18 protein-coding genes are annotated in these 15,061 nt (G+C 61.3%); 10 read left to right on the forward strand and 8 right to left on the reverse strand.

The annotated features are described in order from the left end of the window. Window positions 1-5 precede the first annotated feature (5 nt). The 6 genes from LDB29_RS08690 to LDB29_RS08715 form a co-directional block, all read right to left on the reverse strand. Window positions 6-1,097: a hypothetical protein gene (locus tag LDB29_RS08690; RefSeq protein WP_013846911.1), complete on the reverse strand. Its 1,092-nt coding sequence runs from the start codon at window positions 1,095-1,097 to the stop codon at window positions 6-8. 75 nt (window positions 1,098-1,172) lie between these two features. Beyond that, complete coding sequence (locus tag LDB29_RS08695) at window positions 1,173-1,379, reverse strand: PRTRC system protein C (protein ID WP_013846912.1); 207 nt, start codon at window positions 1,377-1,379, stop codon at window positions 1,173-1,175. Window positions 1,380-1,428: 49 nt separating this feature from the next. After that, window positions 1,429-1,866: a PRTRC system protein E gene (locus LDB29_RS08700; protein WP_013846913.1), complete on the reverse strand. Its 438-nt coding sequence runs from the start codon at window positions 1,864-1,866 to the stop codon at window positions 1,429-1,431. Window positions 1,867-1,903: 37 nt separating this feature from the next. Beyond that, complete coding sequence (locus tag LDB29_RS08705) at window positions 1,904-3,541, reverse strand: PRTRC system ParB family protein (RefSeq protein ID WP_013846914.1); 1,638 nt, start codon at window positions 3,539-3,541, stop codon at window positions 1,904-1,906. A gap of 36 nt (window positions 3,542-3,577) precedes the next feature. After that, entirely contained in the window at window positions 3,578-4,564 is a 987-nt protein-coding gene (locus tag LDB29_RS08710) for a toprim domain-containing protein (RefSeq protein WP_013846915.1), read from the reverse strand. Between the two features lie 184 nt (window positions 4,565-4,748). After that, window positions 4,749-5,096 (reverse strand): hypothetical protein, encoded by a 348-nt coding sequence (locus LDB29_RS08715; RefSeq protein ID WP_030540648.1) that lies wholly within the window; start codon window positions 5,094-5,096, stop codon window positions 4,749-4,751. 34 nt (window positions 5,097-5,130) lie between these two features. On the opposite strand from LDB29_RS08715, the gene LDB29_RS08720 reads away from it, so the two are divergent. The 6 genes from LDB29_RS08720 (at window position 5,131) to LDB29_RS08745 (ending at window position 8,862) form a co-directional block, all read left to right on the forward strand. Next, window positions 5,131-5,577 (forward strand): hypothetical protein, encoded by a 447-nt coding sequence (locus LDB29_RS08720; RefSeq protein ID WP_257556883.1) that lies wholly within the window; start codon window positions 5,131-5,133, stop codon window positions 5,575-5,577. A 69-nt stretch (window positions 5,578-5,646) separates the two neighbouring features. Continuing rightward, window positions 5,647-5,985, forward strand: a complete 339-nt coding sequence (locus LDB29_RS08725) for a hypothetical protein (RefSeq protein ID WP_013846917.1) — start codon at window positions 5,647-5,649, stop codon at window positions 5,983-5,985. A gap of 293 nt (window positions 5,986-6,278) precedes the next feature. Further along, window positions 6,279-6,608, forward strand: coding sequence for a transposase (locus tag LDB29_RS08730; protein ID WP_257555887.1), 330 nt, complete (start codon window positions 6,279-6,281; stop codon window positions 6,606-6,608). Continuing rightward, window positions 6,605-6,952 (forward strand): IS66 family insertion sequence element accessory protein TnpB, encoded by a 348-nt coding sequence (gene tnpB, locus LDB29_RS08735; protein ID WP_037487503.1) that lies wholly within the window; start codon window positions 6,605-6,607, stop codon window positions 6,950-6,952. The genes LDB29_RS08730 and tnpB overlap by 4 nt, the downstream gene beginning before the upstream one ends. A gap of 60 nt (window positions 6,953-7,012) precedes the next feature. Beyond that, window positions 7,013-8,641 (forward strand): IS66 family transposase, encoded by a 1,629-nt coding sequence (locus LDB29_RS08740; RefSeq protein WP_257555886.1) that lies wholly within the window; start codon window positions 7,013-7,015, stop codon window positions 8,639-8,641. Then, window positions 8,641-8,862, forward strand: coding sequence for a hypothetical protein (locus LDB29_RS08745; protein ID WP_257555885.1), 222 nt, complete (start codon window positions 8,641-8,643; stop codon window positions 8,860-8,862). The genes LDB29_RS08740 and LDB29_RS08745 overlap by 1 nt, the downstream gene beginning before the upstream one ends. A gap of 21 nt (window positions 8,863-8,883) precedes the next feature. On the opposite strand, the gene LDB29_RS08750 is transcribed toward LDB29_RS08745, so the two are convergent. Together LDB29_RS08750 and LDB29_RS08755 are read right to left on the reverse strand one after the other, a co-directional pair. Next, window positions 8,884-10,272, reverse strand: a complete 1,389-nt coding sequence (locus tag LDB29_RS08750; RefSeq protein WP_257556884.1) for an integrase family protein — start codon at window positions 10,270-10,272, stop codon at window positions 8,884-8,886. A 293-nt stretch (window positions 10,273-10,565) separates the two neighbouring features. Beyond that, window positions 10,566-11,036: an Lrp/AsnC family transcriptional regulator gene (locus LDB29_RS08755; protein WP_025548786.1), complete on the reverse strand. Its 471-nt coding sequence runs from the start codon at window positions 11,034-11,036 to the stop codon at window positions 10,566-10,568. 161 nt (window positions 11,037-11,197) lie between these two features. Here LDB29_RS08755 and LDB29_RS08760 point away from each other — a divergent pair, with 161 nt between their 5' ends. From LDB29_RS08760 to LDB29_RS08775, 4 genes are all read left to right on the forward strand, one after another. Then, window positions 11,198-11,431: a hypothetical protein gene (locus LDB29_RS08760; RefSeq protein ID WP_025548787.1), complete on the forward strand. Its 234-nt coding sequence runs from the start codon at window positions 11,198-11,200 to the stop codon at window positions 11,429-11,431. 281 nt (window positions 11,432-11,712) lie between these two features. Next, window positions 11,713-13,104 carry a sugar transferase gene (locus LDB29_RS08765; protein WP_025548789.1) on the forward strand — a complete coding sequence of 464 codons (1,392 nt, stop codon included), beginning with the start codon at window positions 11,713-11,715 and terminating at the stop codon, window positions 13,102-13,104. Between the two features lie 269 nt (window positions 13,105-13,373). Next, window positions 13,374-13,571 carry a hypothetical protein gene (locus LDB29_RS08770; RefSeq protein WP_128830729.1) on the forward strand — a complete coding sequence of 66 codons (198 nt, stop codon included), beginning with the start codon at window positions 13,374-13,376 and terminating at the stop codon, window positions 13,569-13,571. A gap of 301 nt (window positions 13,572-13,872) precedes the next feature. After that, window positions 13,873-15,048: a hypothetical protein gene (locus tag LDB29_RS08775; RefSeq protein WP_025548790.1), complete on the forward strand. Its 1,176-nt coding sequence runs from the start codon at window positions 13,873-13,875 to the stop codon at window positions 15,046-15,048. Window positions 15,049-15,061 lie beyond the last annotated feature (13 nt).

Here is a 15,061-nt window from a genome sequence, read left to right on the forward strand (position 1 = left end):
GAACCTCAAAGGTTGGCTGGATCGAGCTGGATCAGGTCCTGCGCGGCGAGCAGGAACCGCGCGCCGACACGCAAGGACGCGAACCAGTCGTCGATCGGGACTGAATCTGGCAAAGGGCAGAAGCCGGCGATGTCCATGAAGCCGTATTCCATCCCGTGGCGTCCGACGTCATCGACCTCGCGTGCGAACTGCTCGACCGGAACGAGCGTCAGCGGGGGCAATGTCGAGCATTCCTCGATGCCGGGGAGATACTCTTGGGCAATCTCGATATCGAATTGCCAGGCGCTGCGCTCCGGTCGGAGTTTCCCGAGAGCGGCGTACGCCTTGCGGAGTTCCTCCAGTTTCCGGTGTAAGCCGTTCGGAAGTTCCGCCGATGCCCCCGCGTTTGCCGCGATCATCCAATCGGGTCGGCGAGACTCCATGTTGGATGGCAGAGTGAGTTCCTCGATATCGTCAGGATCCATGCCCTGATATTCGACGATCCACTGCCGCGCGGTTTCATCATCGGTCGCGCCGTCCCAATAGTACATAGAGATTTCATCGAAGAGGTCCTGGTAGCCGAAGATCGGAAGGGCGCGGCCCAGCATATCGTCGAGGGCCTTGTAGGCTGCGGCGCGCCAGGGAATGGGCGCATCGCTGTCTTCGATCCATCCGAGGTCGAGTTGCCCCATGCTGTCGCAGATCACCGCGATAGCCGGCGGATAACCTTCGTTCCCGTGAAGAACCGCGACCCTGAAGTCCGCGAATTCGACGGAGCCCAGAATGTCGAGCACCGCCTTGTCGAACAGTCGTTCGATGCGCTGGCGCGCCTGGTCGCGAGTATAGCGTTTAGCCGTCGTTTCCCGAGACGTGGCCCAGCGGCCTATCAGCTTGTGATGGGACGCCAGTGGAGCATCGAAGAGGGCGGGAATGTCGCCGGACAGTGCAACGGCCCGCCCCGCGAGGTCAGCCGAGGGGTGGAAGGCGCAGGCCCGGTGGCGGCGGGAGCGGCCTGGGAGCCTTGCTCCCGCCGTCCCCGGACGCGAGAAGGATGCACGCGTGGAGCGCCTGGGTTTGCTCGCTGCAGATTGGCTGGGTGAATTCGGATGTGTCGCCATTGCCGGGCTCGATCCATTCGATGAGCGTTTTACGAACTGCGGACGGGATCGCCGCGCTGCTGCCGCGCGCCACGGTCAGCCCTTGGTGCCGACGGCGCGCCGGTATTCGGTGACGTGAGCGCCGCCCGACACGCCGGCGTCGACCATCTCGGCGTTGAGAACCGCGGGGTAGAGCGTGGCATGGTAGGCACGCAGACCGTCGGGATCGTTGGCGAGATGCGGCGGAACCGGAAGGTCGATGCCGTCATAGCGGTACGCGCGGGTGAGATGGTTGATCTGCATGAGGTAAAACTCCCGGCTTGGGTCGTGGCGAGATTTGAGCGGAGTCCGGTCAGAACAAGGTGGCGGGTTGGTCCGGTTTGGCGTCGACCGGCGGGGTGACCGCGTGCTGGAGCTTCGGAGGACTCACAGGCACCGTCGTCTTTGCTGTCGCGGCCTTCGTGGCGGCCTTGGCCTTCGCGGCCTCCGCTGCGGCGATCCTTGCGTCCTCGGCCGCCTGGCGCTGATCGGCGATCTGGTCGGCAAGGGTCTTGCGCGTAGCGATGAGCTGGCCGAGTGCGCCGTCCGATCCACGGCCAAGTTCCGCATCGATCTCCACGGCGGTTGCGGTGATCGAGATCGGGCGGGTCTCGCCGGATTCGAGACCGTGCTTCGCGCCTTCCGCCTTGCGGGGAATGACGGTCAGCGTGACGGTATCGTCGGGGCCGGCGACAAGATCGAAACCGAGCGAATAGTTGGCGAGAAGCGGCAGCAGGTTGGCAATCAACATGGGCGTTGGTCCTTGTCTGGAAGGGTGAGGGTGTCGGTCAGGCGGCGATTTGCGAGATGGGAGCGTCGGCCGGCTGGGCAGCACGATCCGGGGGCGGTCCATAGGCGCCATCGAGCGTCATGCAGCCCGGCAGACGTCCCGCCCAATCGAACCCGATGCGATTGAGCATGCTGGTGACAAGCTCGGTCTTTTTCGATGCGAGCAGCTTGGCGAACCGTTTCTCGCCGACATGCGCGATCAGGCCGCATTCCTGGGCGATGAACTTGAGCTCTTCCTTTGTGTAGCGCTCGAGAAAGGTCTGATCGACCTGCCACGTCTCGCGCAAGTCGACCTCGAACACTCTCGCAAGGTCCGCGACATGATCGAAGCTGAGCACATCCTTGGCGTAAGCGCCGCCGATGACGGCCAGCACATTGGCGGCCCGCGCATCGGCAAGCGCCCGGATTTCCGCGATCTTGCCCTTGAAGTCGAGGTCCGGGAACGAGGCGCCGACGAGGATGCCAGCGCGGGACGTCAGCGTGTCGGGCTTGATCTGCGAAAGCGTGCCCGACATCGCCGCCACAAGGATCGTGGTCCGGGCGTGGACAGCATTGCCCGCGAGCGCACGGGCAAGCGCGGTTCGCCATGTCGCCTCGCGAAGCTCGGCGGTTCGGGTCGCGATCGACCTGGCCGTGACGGTCGGCTTATGCGCCGTCGACGCGGCCGGCACGGTCTCGGCAGTGCGTGGCGGGGGAGGCTCGCGGTTTTCGACAGCACTGGATGATATGGCGCCGCGTTCCGGCTGCGGCTGGAGATCCATCGATGGCGCGGGTTCGACGGTGACATCGTCCTGCGCATCAGCGTCGGCATCATCGGCAGCAGGAGGCATCGCTCTCCTGGCCGCCTTCGCGGCGCGCTCCTCTTCCTCGAAACGGATCACCTCGGCGGCTTCGGTCTTGAGCTTGAAGCATCCCGGATTGGTGCAATGGCCATCATCGACATGGGTTTCGAAAAGGACTTGCTGCGCCGCCGAGTTGAACGGACAGGTGGCGCACTCGGTCTTGTCGAAACAGGCGCTCGCGAGGCTATGCGTGATGCGCATCAGTTCCTTGCGCGTATCGTTCACGTCAAGATTCAGGCGCAGGATCGTGTCGAGGGCCGTGTCCTGCTTGTCCTTGGGGATGACGGCGAGCAGTTCGGCGTGACCAACCTTGATCCGGCGCTCATCGAGGGCGGTCTTAGCGGCGTCGGTGAGTTCAGCGAGCGCCAGGCGGCGATCAAGCTTGGCGCGGGACCAGGCCAGTCGCCGTGCGGCCTCGGCGCGGTCGCCGTTGCATGCCGCGAGGTAGCGGACGGCGGCATCGGCCTGCTCGGTCTCCGACGGATCGTCACGGTCGTCATTCTCGGCGATCGCGGCATCGAGCGCTTCCTGGTCCGTCATCACGCGGATGATGACCGGCACTTCGCCGTCGAGCCCATAGACTTCCAGCCCTGCCCTGTACCGACGCTCGCCGGCGACGATGGCATAGACGTCGTCCTTCGGCCGGAGCAATATGGGCTGGAGTATGCCGCGCTGCCGGATGGAAGCCACCATCTCCTCGTGCTTCTTCCGGTCGAAATACCGGCGGGGATTGTCGCCCTTCACGATACTGGCGAGCGGCAGCGTGGAGGGATAGCTCGGTTGTAGCGAGGTCAAGGCTCGTCTCCTGTGTGGATTGTAGCAGGCTCGCGTTCAGGGTTGGCTGGACGCCCATGCCGCTGCGCGTGTCGGAATGTGCGGGACGCGGCCGATCATCAGCCTGCATTCCGCAACCATCTCCCTCCCCCTCCCCCTTCCCCTCGCCCGGTAGAGGTCGTTCCAGTCATTGAAGCCCGGCGGTGGAGGCAGCGGCTCGATCGACCGGCCGTCTCGCGCATGCGCCTGTTTCGCCCGTGCCGCGCCGCGCCGACCGGAAAGGTCGTTGTCGTGAAGGAGGAAGAGGCGTTCAACCCGCTCAGGCACAGTGACCAGGGGGAAGCGGTCAGCACCAAGCGCGGCCCAGACGGGGATGCCGAGCAGCAAATGAGCGGACCAGGCGGTCTCCCAGCCCTCGGCCAGCCCCAGCACATCGGTGGCGGCCCCGAAACGGACGGTGCCACCGTGCGGGCGACCCAGCATCAGTTTGGGCGGATCGAGATCAGTGGCCGGCAATCCGGTCCGGGGGTCGAGGAACAGCCGTTCGAGTGCTATGACGCCGGTGTCGGCTTCAACGGCGGCGAGCAGCGCCGGACGGAAACGGACGTCGGCGCCCCGGCCGAGCGGCACATGATCATGGTAGCGCAGCGCCGGATGCGGCTCGTTGAAACCACGCGTCGCCATATAGACGCCCGCCGGCGTATCGGTAACGGCACGCGCTTCCTTCCAGAGCGAACGGATCCGGCCGGCCAACCGTCGCTCGCTGCCATCCGCGCGTGCGAATTCCGCTTCAGCGTCGGCCGTCGGGATAGGCCGCCTGTCGCTGCGCAGCGCGCGGATGACATCAATCGTGGAACAGCCGGCAAAGCACTTGAACAATATGCTATGCTCGCCGACCCGGACCGACAGGCTGGGGCGATGGTCGTCGTGCGCAGGGCAACGGCACATCGCGCCCGATGGCTTCCATGTTCCACCGAGTGATTTGACGATATTGGCGGCAGCGGCATGCAGGCGCGGATCGGCGCTCGTGCGCGACAGGGCCATGGGAGGAACTCCAGCATAGGGAAAACTCCCTCGCCCCACTCCTCCTTCTCTTCAGGCCGCGGCCGACGCCCGCTGTCAGTATGATCGCAGGTCGTATCAACGGGTAGCGCGTGCCCGTTTCACCGGCATAGCACTGAACGCTACGTCGGCCTATTGATCGACTACCGATATCGGCTCCGAGCTTCTAACGCCGAAACTGGCGGACACCGTCAATCGCGATGCAGAACGGGACTTCCTGCCGGGCCCCGTCTGGAGCGTCTCCGCATTTGCGGGCGCAGTCGTGACAGGTTTGCGCATATCCGGACAGCAAGGTCTGGAAGCAGGCATCCATCTTATCCCGCCCAGTCGCCGTCAGCCGAACATATATGCGGCGTTTGTCGAAGGGATCAGGGAAGCGCTCGACGATGCGTTGCGCCTCCATCTCGGCAAGGCATCGCCGACCGGTCATCTCCGACGCTTTCGACGCGAGGCAGAAGCTGGTGAGAGAAGTCTTCAATCCCTGGCTGTCGCGCCAGTAAAGATCGAGCAGCATTTCGCATCCTGGATCGGAGCATAAAGAGCCGAACATGGTGGCCGACTCCGCTCTTGCGCTGATGATCGACCTGCAAAGAGGTGCAAAAACAGCCGGACGGCCTGTGTCGTCCAGCATGGGTTCAATTCGGGCTTCCTGTCGCATGGGCATTCGCTCTCCATTCCATTCGGGTGCATCGGGCGAACCGTGCCGATGCCCCAACGTCTGGTTGCCCCCCGGCTATTCTGAACAAAATAGTCCAATGAGCATGATGCTCGAATTCATCCGTCCGGCAAGGTGCCTTTCGGAGGGGAATTTCGGTGCCGAATTGGTTAACATAAACGAATATTCCTACGTCCTCTGCCCCTTTAACGATGCAGGAGAACATCTCGCGCTACACCGCAAAACCATGGCAATACCCGTCCGGCAGCCGCGTCGCCTTCTCTATGGCGGGATGCCCAATCGTATGCGGCTGGTTTTCTTGGCAAAGCATCGCAACTGATGCCTTGCCCGCCTGCGTCGCCCATGCGACCATGTCGTTATGCCTTAAGCAATAGAGCCGGACTGATCCATGCACGACGAGGAGATGCAGCTTACACCGGAAATGCGTCAGACGATGGCTGAGCCCGATCCCACCGTTCTGGCCATAGAAAAGCTCATCCATGCCGCCAAAGGAGATGATAGAAAGATCGAAAAAATCGTGCGTGGATATTTGCGCAATGCGATTTTCGTTTTCCAAAGCCACATGGTGAAACGTGCGCTGCGTGATCTCGATCTCAAACAAGATGAGTTGAGCGATGAACTGCTGGCGCAGATCGCTGCCGATGCAGGCGGCTATATGGGCAAGTTTCGGGATTGGCTTCTCATCGAGCTGAACCGCGCCAACGGAAAGCCAAAGTCGACAAACTAGCGCGCGGTCCTGTGCCCGACGGACGAGAAGCGTGAGCCCGCCCAGCAGCATTTCCGTGGCACATTTAGGGAAACGAAGGGTAATCAGGGGCAATTGGCATACCGCAAATCAAGGGCTTGCTTCCCCTGCTTTACCCCGAAGGCCCAGTTCCACATCCGTAGGTAAAGCTAGTTTATAGCAGTTCTTTCTGCTTCGTATCGCTCCGGTGAGGGCCACCTTGCGATGATGGGCTGATATTTTGACATGGCACCGGTGCAAGCGCCGGTGTTTGCACCGATACTAAGGACGGTGCGATGAGCCAGATCACAGTAATTTCGGGGCCGGAGCGGCGCCGGGTGTGGAGCGACGAACAGAAGCGGCAGCTGGTTGCGGCAGTTTCGGCGCCCGGCGCGAACGTGGCGGAGATTGCCCGCCGAGCGGACCTTCGGCCGAACCAGATCTACAGGTGGCGGCGGCAGATGGAGCAGACGGCGCAGGGCTTTGCCGAGGTCCAGATGCAGCCAGATCCGGCACCGGCCATGGGTTCGGCGATCACCGTCGAGTTTGAGCGCGCGATCGTGCGCATTCCCGCTGGAACTGCGCCAAGTCTCGTCTCTGCGGTATTGCGGTCGGTCAAGCCGTGATCCCCGTTCCCTCGGGCGTTCGGATATGGATCGCAACGGGGCACACGGACATGCGGCGCGGCATGCGCAGCCTGGCCTTGCAGGTGCAGCAGAGTTTCGGGCGTGACCCCTTCGCCGGCGATCTCTACATTTTCAGGGGTCGCCGTGGCGACCTCTGCAAGGTGATCTGGCACGACGGCGTCGGCATGTCGCTTTATGCCAAGCGACTGGAGCGTGGGAAGTACATCTGGCCCTCAGCCGTGGACGGCGTGATTGCCATTTCCCCCTCGCAGATGGCCTGCATGCTGGAGGCGATCGACTGGCGTAATCCGCAGGCGACATGGCGTCCCACATTGGCCGGATAAAAGGTCAGAGACAGCCTAAAAAGCTAGGGATTCCGGCGCTTTTCTGCTATGCGTTTGGGCATGGGGGACGAGGTGCAAGCAGAGATCGACAGCCTTCGCGAGCGGCTTGCCGCTGCCGAGGCTGTCGCCGCTGAAGTCGCCCGCATCAAGGCGATCAACGCCGACCTGGAAGCCCGCAACGCCCTTCTCCAACTGCAGAACGAGAAGATGCGCCGCACCCTTTTCGGCCAGCGCTCCGAGCGCACGCGCCATCTGCTCGATCAGATGGAACTGACCTTCGAAGAGTGCGAGACCGCTGCCACTGAAGACGAGCTCCTGGCTGTCCTGGCAGCGGCAAAGACCAATGTCGCGCCGTTCGAGCGCAAGCGCCCTGCGCGCAAGCCCTTGCCCGAGCATCTGCCGCGCGAGCGCGTCGTCATCGCCGCGCCCGATGCCTGCCCCTGTTGCGGCTCGGACCGGCTGTGCAAGCTGGGCGAGGATATCACCGAGACGCTTGAGGTCGTGCCGCGCCAGTGGAAGGTGGTCCAGACCGTGCGGGAGAAGTTCTCCTGCCGGGACTGCGAGAAGATCACTCAACCGCCGGCGCCTTTCCATGTCACGCCCCGCGGGCTCTTTGGCCCCAGCTTCCTCGCCATGCTGCTGTTCGAGAAGTTCGGCGCGCATCAACCGCTCAACCGCCAGCGTGACCGTTATGCCCGGGAAGGCGTGGACCTGAGCCTTTCCACCCTGGCCGATCAGGTCGGCGCCTGCACCGCCGCGCTGATGCCGCTTTACCTGCTGATCGAGGCACATGTCCTGGCCGCGGAGCGGCTGCACGGCGACGATACGACGGTGCCGGTGCTGGCCAAGACCAAGACCGACACGGGCCGGATCTGGACCTATGTCCGGGACGACCGACCTTTTGGTGGGCCGGCGCCGCCAGCAGCGATCTTCCATTATTCCCGCGACCGGCGGGGCGAACATCCCGTGGACCATTTACGCAACTGGAGGGGTATCCTCCAGGCCGATGCTTATGCCGGCTACAATGCGTTGTTCCATGCTGACCGCCTGCCGGCGCCGCTGACCCGTGCTCTATGCTGGAGCCACGCGCGCCGTTACTTCTTCGAACTGGCCGATGTCGCCGCGCAGCTCAAGAAGCGCCGCAAAAAGGCGGTCGTCATCTCACCGCTGGCGGTGGAGGCGGTCCGTCGTATCGACGCGATCTTCGACATCGAGCGCGCCATCAACGGCAGACCGGCACAGGAGCGTCTCGCCCTTCGGCAGGAACTCAGCGCAACGCTGGTGACCGATCTGGAAGAATGGATGCGGGACAACCGGTCGAAGCTCTCGAAGAACAGCGATGTGGCCGAGGTCATGGATTATATGCTCAAGGCATGGCCAGCCTTCACCGCCTTCCTCGACGACGGGCGCATCTGCCTCTCGAACAACGCAGCGGAACGGGCGCTCAGGGGCATAGCTTTGGGCAGAAAATCCTGGCTCTTCGCTGGTTCAGACCGCGGCGGTCGGCGCACCGCCTTCATGCTGAGCCTCATCACCACGGCAAAGCTAAACGACATTGATCCGCAGGCCTGGCTCGCTGACGTCCTCACCCGCATCGCCGACTTGCCCCAGAACCAGCTATACAGCCTGCTTCCCTGGAATTGGAAAACCGATCATCGGATTGCTCCGGTAGAGGAACTGGCGGCCTGATGCAGCGGAACAAGGTCTACGCAGTGACAACCCTCGCGAAAGTCGCCCAAGAATGGGAGGAAAGCGAGGACCTGCTCCACGAGCTCACCGAGCAGATGGACACCGAAGACGGCGTTATCTGGGTTTATGGCACCGAAGAGGATGCGGTGCTGGCTCTATCGGGAGATGGCATTGAATGCCTTCGTGACCTTCTCGCAGAGCATCGCCGAAATCATCAGTAAGCCGCGGCCTTCACCGAATGCCTACTCTGCTTCTGCCTTTTGCTCCATTTGACTGTTCGATCGAGACCGGCTGCGAGCCTTCATCGGAACGACGTTGTCCTTCGGATTGAGTATCCGCGCCACCAATGACGCAAGCTGACGAAGGGCTTCCGTCTTTTCAGCGAGGTAGTCGTGCTGATCATAGACACCTTCTACGCCTGGAATGACATGCCCAAGCACTCGCTCAGAGACATGCGGCGAGACGCCTGCTCGTATCATCAGCGTCTTTCCGGTCCGGCGCAGATCGTGCAGGACCCAGTGTGGGATAGGGTGACCGGCGATTTCCTCCATCTTGGCATCCAGTTCCGCCTTGGCGTCAGTGAAGCCGTTGATCGGACCAGCCAAGCGTCCCTGGAAAACAAATGGTCGGGTCGGCGTCGTAGGCTGCTTCTTAACGATCTGCATCGCCATGGGAGATAGCCGAACATACTCGGCATTACCCTTCTCTCGATCTTCCGTCGGGATCGTCCACAGTCCATCGGACGTAACATAGTCCCGGTGCATCAACCGCAGTTTTTCGCGCCTCTGAAGAGTCAGCAACAATAGCTGGCAGAAAACACCGAATACCTCCTGCGTCCCGCAAGCCTGCCAGAATATGCGGATTTCCTCGTCACTCAGAATACGCTTGCGTTTGCGCTCGGAAGATTTAGTTCGCTTCATTCCCCGCACAATTGGAGACACGAAATCGTCTCCCCGCGCCGCGTACCAGTTGAACATGGAGCTGAGCTGTGCGAGCACGGCATCCGCTTGAGTAGCTCCATTGTTATCCTGAATTGTATCGAGTAACTCGGTTACATCGCGGCGCGTGATTGAAGCGATCGGACGATTTCGCCACCGCTCATTGCCGGTTAGGTCTTCCAAGATATAGTGATCGAAAATCCGCTTGATCTCCTTTGCAGAACGCAGCGGAGCCAGAGGTCTACCACGGCCGTCCTTCTGACCCTCTTTCATAACATGGCGCTTGAAAAACTCGACAAAAACCGTCGCAATCGTCTCCAATACCGCCTGCGGCTCTTCATCTACCGGCTGAGCAGGTCGACTAGGGTCAATGCCATCCGCAATCGCGGCCTTCCATTCTCGGGCCTTCTGCCGCGCTTCGTCCAAGGCAAGGGCGGGCACACCCTTCTTGACAATGTAGATGCGATCCTTGGCGTCCGCAGGACAAAAATCTCCTAGCACTCTGCGACTAGGAGCTCCGCACGTCCCATCTCCTTTCGGGTATCGCGCATAGAGCCAGAATGTCACCCGACGCTTGGGATTGATCGTAACTAATAGTCCTGTTTCGGCCTCGTCGTGCCACTCGTCCCGTCCCCCTTCTGGGGCGGCCTTCAGGCCGCGAATCCAAGGATCAGAAAATTTCTTCGTTGCCATGTCAGCCTCGATTTTGCGCTACAAATTGCGCTACAAATTGGAAGGGATGCCACACACCTCCATGTTCGGGAGGATGACGCAATTTTACCATTAATACAAGGAAACATAAGGGAATTTCCTGTAACATGGTGACGCGATGTACTATGAAATTTCGCGGTGAGACGTTGAATCCAATTTCTCTTAATCAGCGGGTCCTAGGTTCGAGCCCTAGTGCGTCCACCAAAAAACTGCGTCCACCAGATCCTCCCCACCCTTGATGCATCGCCGCACGGCTTCTCCCGTCGCCCTCAAGGTCAGACCGGCAGGGCGGTGGTGAACTTCGTCATGGACAGGGCGAAGTGCGACGCAGCACCGGCGACCGAGGGATGCCCCAAAAGGGTCATCATCAGGAAGCGATTATAGTCCGCGACATCCGCGACCACGATGCGCATCAGATAGTCCCATTCCCCCGACATCGAAAAGCATTCGACGATTTCCGGACGACCCTCGACAAACTGCTCGAAGGCGCGGCGGGCCTCCTGAGCGTGGCTTCGCATGCGGATGTTGCAAAGGACGTTGACGCCCCGCCCGACCTTTTCCGGATCGACCAGCCTGACCGTCCCGGCGAGAACGCCCGCGGCCTCCAGCGCCTTGATCCGACGCCAGCAGGAAGCGCTGGAAGCCCCAACCCGCTCCGCCAGCTCGGCATGGCTGAGCGTCGCATCCTCCTGAAGGGCTGCGATGATCTTTCGGTCGACGGCATCGATCTGTCGGTCCTGTTTCATGAGGGGCAGGATAATCGCCGCATCCCTTTCATCCAAGCGTCCAGTTGAACGATCCGACGCGGATGATTTTGCCGAAACGAAAAGCCTGAATCCGCTTTCCTTTTCGGCCAACCGGGCTATTCTGTCGACAGGTCGCATCAGGGATGGTTGGGACTGCGGACATGATCGACCTTTCTCCCCAACCACAGGACAAGGGCAGCGGCGCAAAAGCCGCTCCTGCCGCGCCCCAGCATGATCCTGTGCAGACGAACAGCCGGGAGGATGGAAATCCTGCTTCCTGGTGGCATGTTCCGCAAGAGCAGATGGAGGGCGCGATCCAGCGCCTGTCGCGCTGGGCAGGCCCCTTCGCGCTGCTCGCCACGCTGTTTTTGCTGGGGTGGTGGATAATAGGCTGATCCTGCTGGTGATTCGGATCGGGCGGCGTTCTTCGCGCCCCGAAAGCGCCGCATGGCAACGCTCGCCATTTCAGGTCGTCGCAAATCTGGGGCAGAGCATCTTCCAGGAGAAACGGATCATCGGAAAAGCGGGTCCGCGCACCCCAAGCCCGATTGTCAGTCCACGGCATTTATGCCCTGCTGCTGCGCAACATAAATCAAAACGCTGCGGATGTCTGATGGTTAACACACTGCCGCGCGGCGGTGCCCGGCTTGACGTCAAGACATAAAAAGGGTTGCAGATGTCGAAAATTGATCTGGCGATCGAAGGTGTTCCCAGTCGCCAGCCCGCTACGGCCTCAGGGCAGCGGAATGCGCGGCTTTGGCTGTGCCTGCTCCTGCTGGTTGCCGATATGGCCGCGCTTGCCACGGGCTTCGCCTTCGGGCTGCGCGCCGCCGGCCTGCAATGGCTGGCGGACGGGCAGTGGCAGCCGCTGGCGGGCGGCATGATCGTTTACGCGGTTCTGGCTTTCCATAACCAGGCCTATAATCCCCATTGCCTGATGCGCATGACGCAGTCCTGCCGCAGCGCCACCATGGCTTTCGCAGGAACATTGCTGATCTTCCTGCTGGTTGTCTTTTCGCTGAAGGCGACGGGACAATTGTCGCGGCTTGGCATTTCGGCCGGTATCTTGTGCAGCGGCACCTTGCTCGTCCTACAGCGGCTGATGATCGTTCATATGGTGCGCCGCAACTTTGCCGACGGCCTGTTCGCCCAGCTCCTGATCATCGATGACGGCGCCATTCCCGACGACGTCAGTGGCATGGTGATCGTCGATGCGGCGGCCATCGGGCTGAAGGCCGATCTGGACGATCCCTATATGCTGCATCGCCTGGGCACCCTGCTCCGCGACTATGATCGCGCGGTGATCTCCTGCCCAGCCGAACGCAAGGCGGATTGGGCCCAGATGCTGAAAGGCGGCAACATATTGGGTGAGATCATCGTGCCCGAACTGGACCCGATGGCGCCGCTGGCGGTCCAGTCTTACCGCGGCACGCCCACGCTGGTGGTGTCGCGCGGGCCGTTGAACCTCGCCAACCGAGCCAAGAAGCGCCTGCTGGACATCGCCTTGACCGTACCTGTGCTGATCCTTCTCGCGCCGCTGATGGCGGTGGTGGCGATCCTCATCAAGCTGGACTCCCCGGGCCCCGTCTTCTTCAAGCAGGAACGGATCGGGCGCGGCAACATGCTGTTCCACATCCTGAAATTCCGCAGCATGAAGGTGGAGCAGTGCGACAGCGCGGGCGCGACTTCGACGCAGCGGGACGACAATCGCATCACGCGCGTCGGCGCATTCATCCGCAAGACCAGCATCGATGAACTGCCGCAGCTCATCAACGTATTGCTGGGAGAGATGAGCTTGGTCGGCCCCCGCCCCCACGCCCTGGGATCGACGGCGGAGGAACAGCTATTCTGGCAGGTGGACCGGCAATATTGGCACCGCCATGCACTGAAGCCGGGGATCACCGGCCTGGCGCAGATCCGCGGCTTCCGGGGTGCGACGGAAACGCGCCGCGACATATTGAACCGGGTCGAGGCAGATCTGGAATATCTGCATGGCTGGAGCCTGACCCGCGACATTGCGATCCTGTTCGGAACGCTGAACGTGCTGGTCCACAAGAACGCTTATTAGCGCCCGCCGAATGCGAAATCTGGAGCGCGAATCGGCGGAGCGGCCAAGACGCGGGAGAGCGAAAAAGGTTCCGCCGAAAAAATGATATTTGCGACGAAATGTCGCCGAAAACGCTTCGTCGCAAAAAATCTTATCCCAGGTTAAGAATTTGGCGCTGTCGCATGGTCATATGCGACGAATCGATGTCAGCAGGCCTTCCTTCCCAACTATTTGTTAACCGCAAAATCGGATATTAACCCCATCACCAATCGGGCGGCGGGAATATCGACGTGGCGGAAGAATTTGCAGCAGTTGCGACGGCACCCTCTTTGATCGAGACGGCGGAGTTGCGCCGTGAGCTTCCCGCTCGCATCGACGGCATGACTTTTGCCGATCATGCCGAAAGCGGCGTACAGCTCCTGTCACGTTGGGCCGGCATCGTGGCCTTTGTCGGCGCGGTCGCAGCCATCGCCTGGCTGATCTTCTGACCGGACTCGCAAGGCTCAAGCTTTCTCCCAGATTAACAGCTGCAGGGTGCGCCGGGACTGGTCCCGCCGCGCCCTGTTTGCGATGAACCGAGCCGTTGTTTTGACGCGACAAGCTGCTTTCCGGGCAGTGGTTTTACGTAGAAATACTTCTAGCATGCCTTGATTGCTGCAATGCAATAAGGGTCGATTGGTTTTGAACAAATATAATAATCCGCGATTGCGGGGCCGCATTTCCGCGCCCTGCGATCGACAGACTTCATGGTCGCGCACCTGTTTTGCGGCAGCGCTAAGTGGTGCCGCAATGGTCGCGGCCATGTCGACAGTTTCGCAGGCGCAGGATAATGACGGTACGACTGAGCCAAAGCGCGTCAGCAATGCCATGGAGCAGAAGCGGATCAGGGATTACGGTCTTCATCTGACAGCCGGCCTCGATCTACTCTATGACGACAATGTCTATCGCGTGGACGACCGCGTCGAAAACCCCACCGACGACCTGATCGTCACGCCCTCTCTGGAGGCGACCTATGGCATGCCGGTGGGCCGTCACGACATCCTGCTGCGGGGGAAGATCGGCTATGACCGTTTCATTTCCGAAGGACAGCGGAGCAAGTTGCGTCTGGATACGGAGGCGAAGGCCAATATCCGCTTCGGCGCGACCTGCCTGATCACCCCTCGCGCCTCCTATCGCCAACAGCGCGCTGATTATGGCGACATCAATTCCGCGACCGAAAACCTCCAGAAGTTCGCCACGGTCGGCGCGGATTTCACCTGCGAGCGCCCGGGGCTGTTCCCTGTGGCGAGCTATGAGCATGACAGGACGCGCAATGCCGACCAGTTCGACTATGCCGACCAGACCAGCGATATGTTCATGGGCGGGATCGGCTATGCCATGCCCAGTCTTGGCACGCTGACCGCTTATTATGAGCGGGTGAACAGCAAGCGCGACACGCTGGGCATAGAGAACCGCATCAACAGCTATGGCCTGCGGTTCCAGCGCGCGGTGACGCCGATCACGCAGATCGACGCGGATGTCCGTTGGCTCGACGTCAGCAGCGACAGCGCGGCGGTGGGCGGCTATGACGGGCTGGGCTGGAAAGTCAGCCTGTCGACGCAAGCCATTCCGCGCCTGAAGCTGACGGCCATGACAGAGCGCGCCATCGTCAACGACAGCCTGATCGCCAGCGGTTTCGCCATCGATACCAGCTACCGCATCCAGGGCGAATTTTCGATTTCCGAACTGACGTCCGCCGGCCTTTATGCGGAATGGGACCGCAGAAAGTTCCGTCAGGATGCGGCGCTTCGTCCCTATTCAATAACGGCCGACCGCAATCGTCGCTTTGGCGGGCTGTTGACCAGGAAACTTTCGGATCGTTTCGATCTTACGCTGGATGCCCAGCATTACACCCGCAGAACGGACACCAGCGTCTCCAACTATAGCGGCACGCAAGTAACGTTGGGCGCTGCCCTGCATTTCTAGACCCTCAATATAT

This window comes from Sphingobium sp. CFD-2 (assembly GCF_024611135.1).
Taxonomy (GTDB): domain Bacteria; phylum Pseudomonadota; class Alphaproteobacteria; order Sphingomonadales; family Sphingomonadaceae; genus Sphingobium; species Sphingobium fuliginis.

Coding starts and splice junctions, on each gene's coding strand:
- LDB29_RS08765 (WP_025548789.1), top strand. CDS start 11,713: ATGTCGAAAATTGATCTGGCGATCGAAGGTGTTCCCAGTCGCCAGCCC.
- LDB29_RS08745 (WP_257555885.1), top strand. CDS start 8,641: ATGCAGCGGAACAAGGTCTACGCAGTGACAACCCTCGCGAAAGTCGCC.
- LDB29_RS08690 (WP_013846911.1), bottom strand. CDS start 1,097: ATGGCGACACATCCGAATTCACCCAGCCAATCTGCAGCGAGCAAACCC.
- LDB29_RS08715 (WP_030540648.1), bottom strand. CDS start 5,096: ATGCTGCTCGATCTTTACTGGCGCGACAGCCAGGGATTGAAGACTTCT.
- LDB29_RS08700 (WP_013846913.1), bottom strand. CDS start 1,866: ATGTTGATTGCCAACCTGCTGCCGCTTCTCGCCAACTATTCGCTCGGT.
- LDB29_RS08695 (WP_013846912.1), bottom strand. CDS start 1,379: ATGCAGATCAACCATCTCACCCGCGCGTACCGCTATGACGGCATCGAC.
- LDB29_RS08710 (WP_013846915.1), bottom strand. CDS start 4,564: ATGGCCCTGTCGCGCACGAGCGCCGATCCGCGCCTGCATGCCGCTGCC.
- LDB29_RS08775 (WP_025548790.1), top strand. CDS start 13,873: ATGGTCGCGGCCATGTCGACAGTTTCGCAGGCGCAGGATAATGACGGT.
- LDB29_RS08740 (WP_257555886.1), top strand. CDS start 7,013: ATGGGGGACGAGGTGCAAGCAGAGATCGACAGCCTTCGCGAGCGGCTT.
- LDB29_RS08750 (WP_257556884.1), bottom strand. CDS start 10,272: ATGGCAACGAAGAAATTTTCTGATCCTTGGATTCGCGGCCTGAAGGCC.
- LDB29_RS08730 (WP_257555887.1), top strand. CDS start 6,279: ATGAGCCAGATCACAGTAATTTCGGGGCCGGAGCGGCGCCGGGTGTGG.
- LDB29_RS08720 (WP_257556883.1), top strand. CDS start 5,131: ATGGTGGCCGACTCCGCTCTTGCGCTGATGATCGACCTGCAAAGAGGT.
- LDB29_RS08760 (WP_025548787.1), top strand. CDS start 11,198: ATGATCGACCTTTCTCCCCAACCACAGGACAAGGGCAGCGGCGCAAAA.
- LDB29_RS08755 (WP_025548786.1), bottom strand. CDS start 11,036: ATGAAACAGGACCGACAGATCGATGCCGTCGACCGAAAGATCATCGCA.
- LDB29_RS08725 (WP_013846917.1), top strand. CDS start 5,647: ATGCACGACGAGGAGATGCAGCTTACACCGGAAATGCGTCAGACGATG.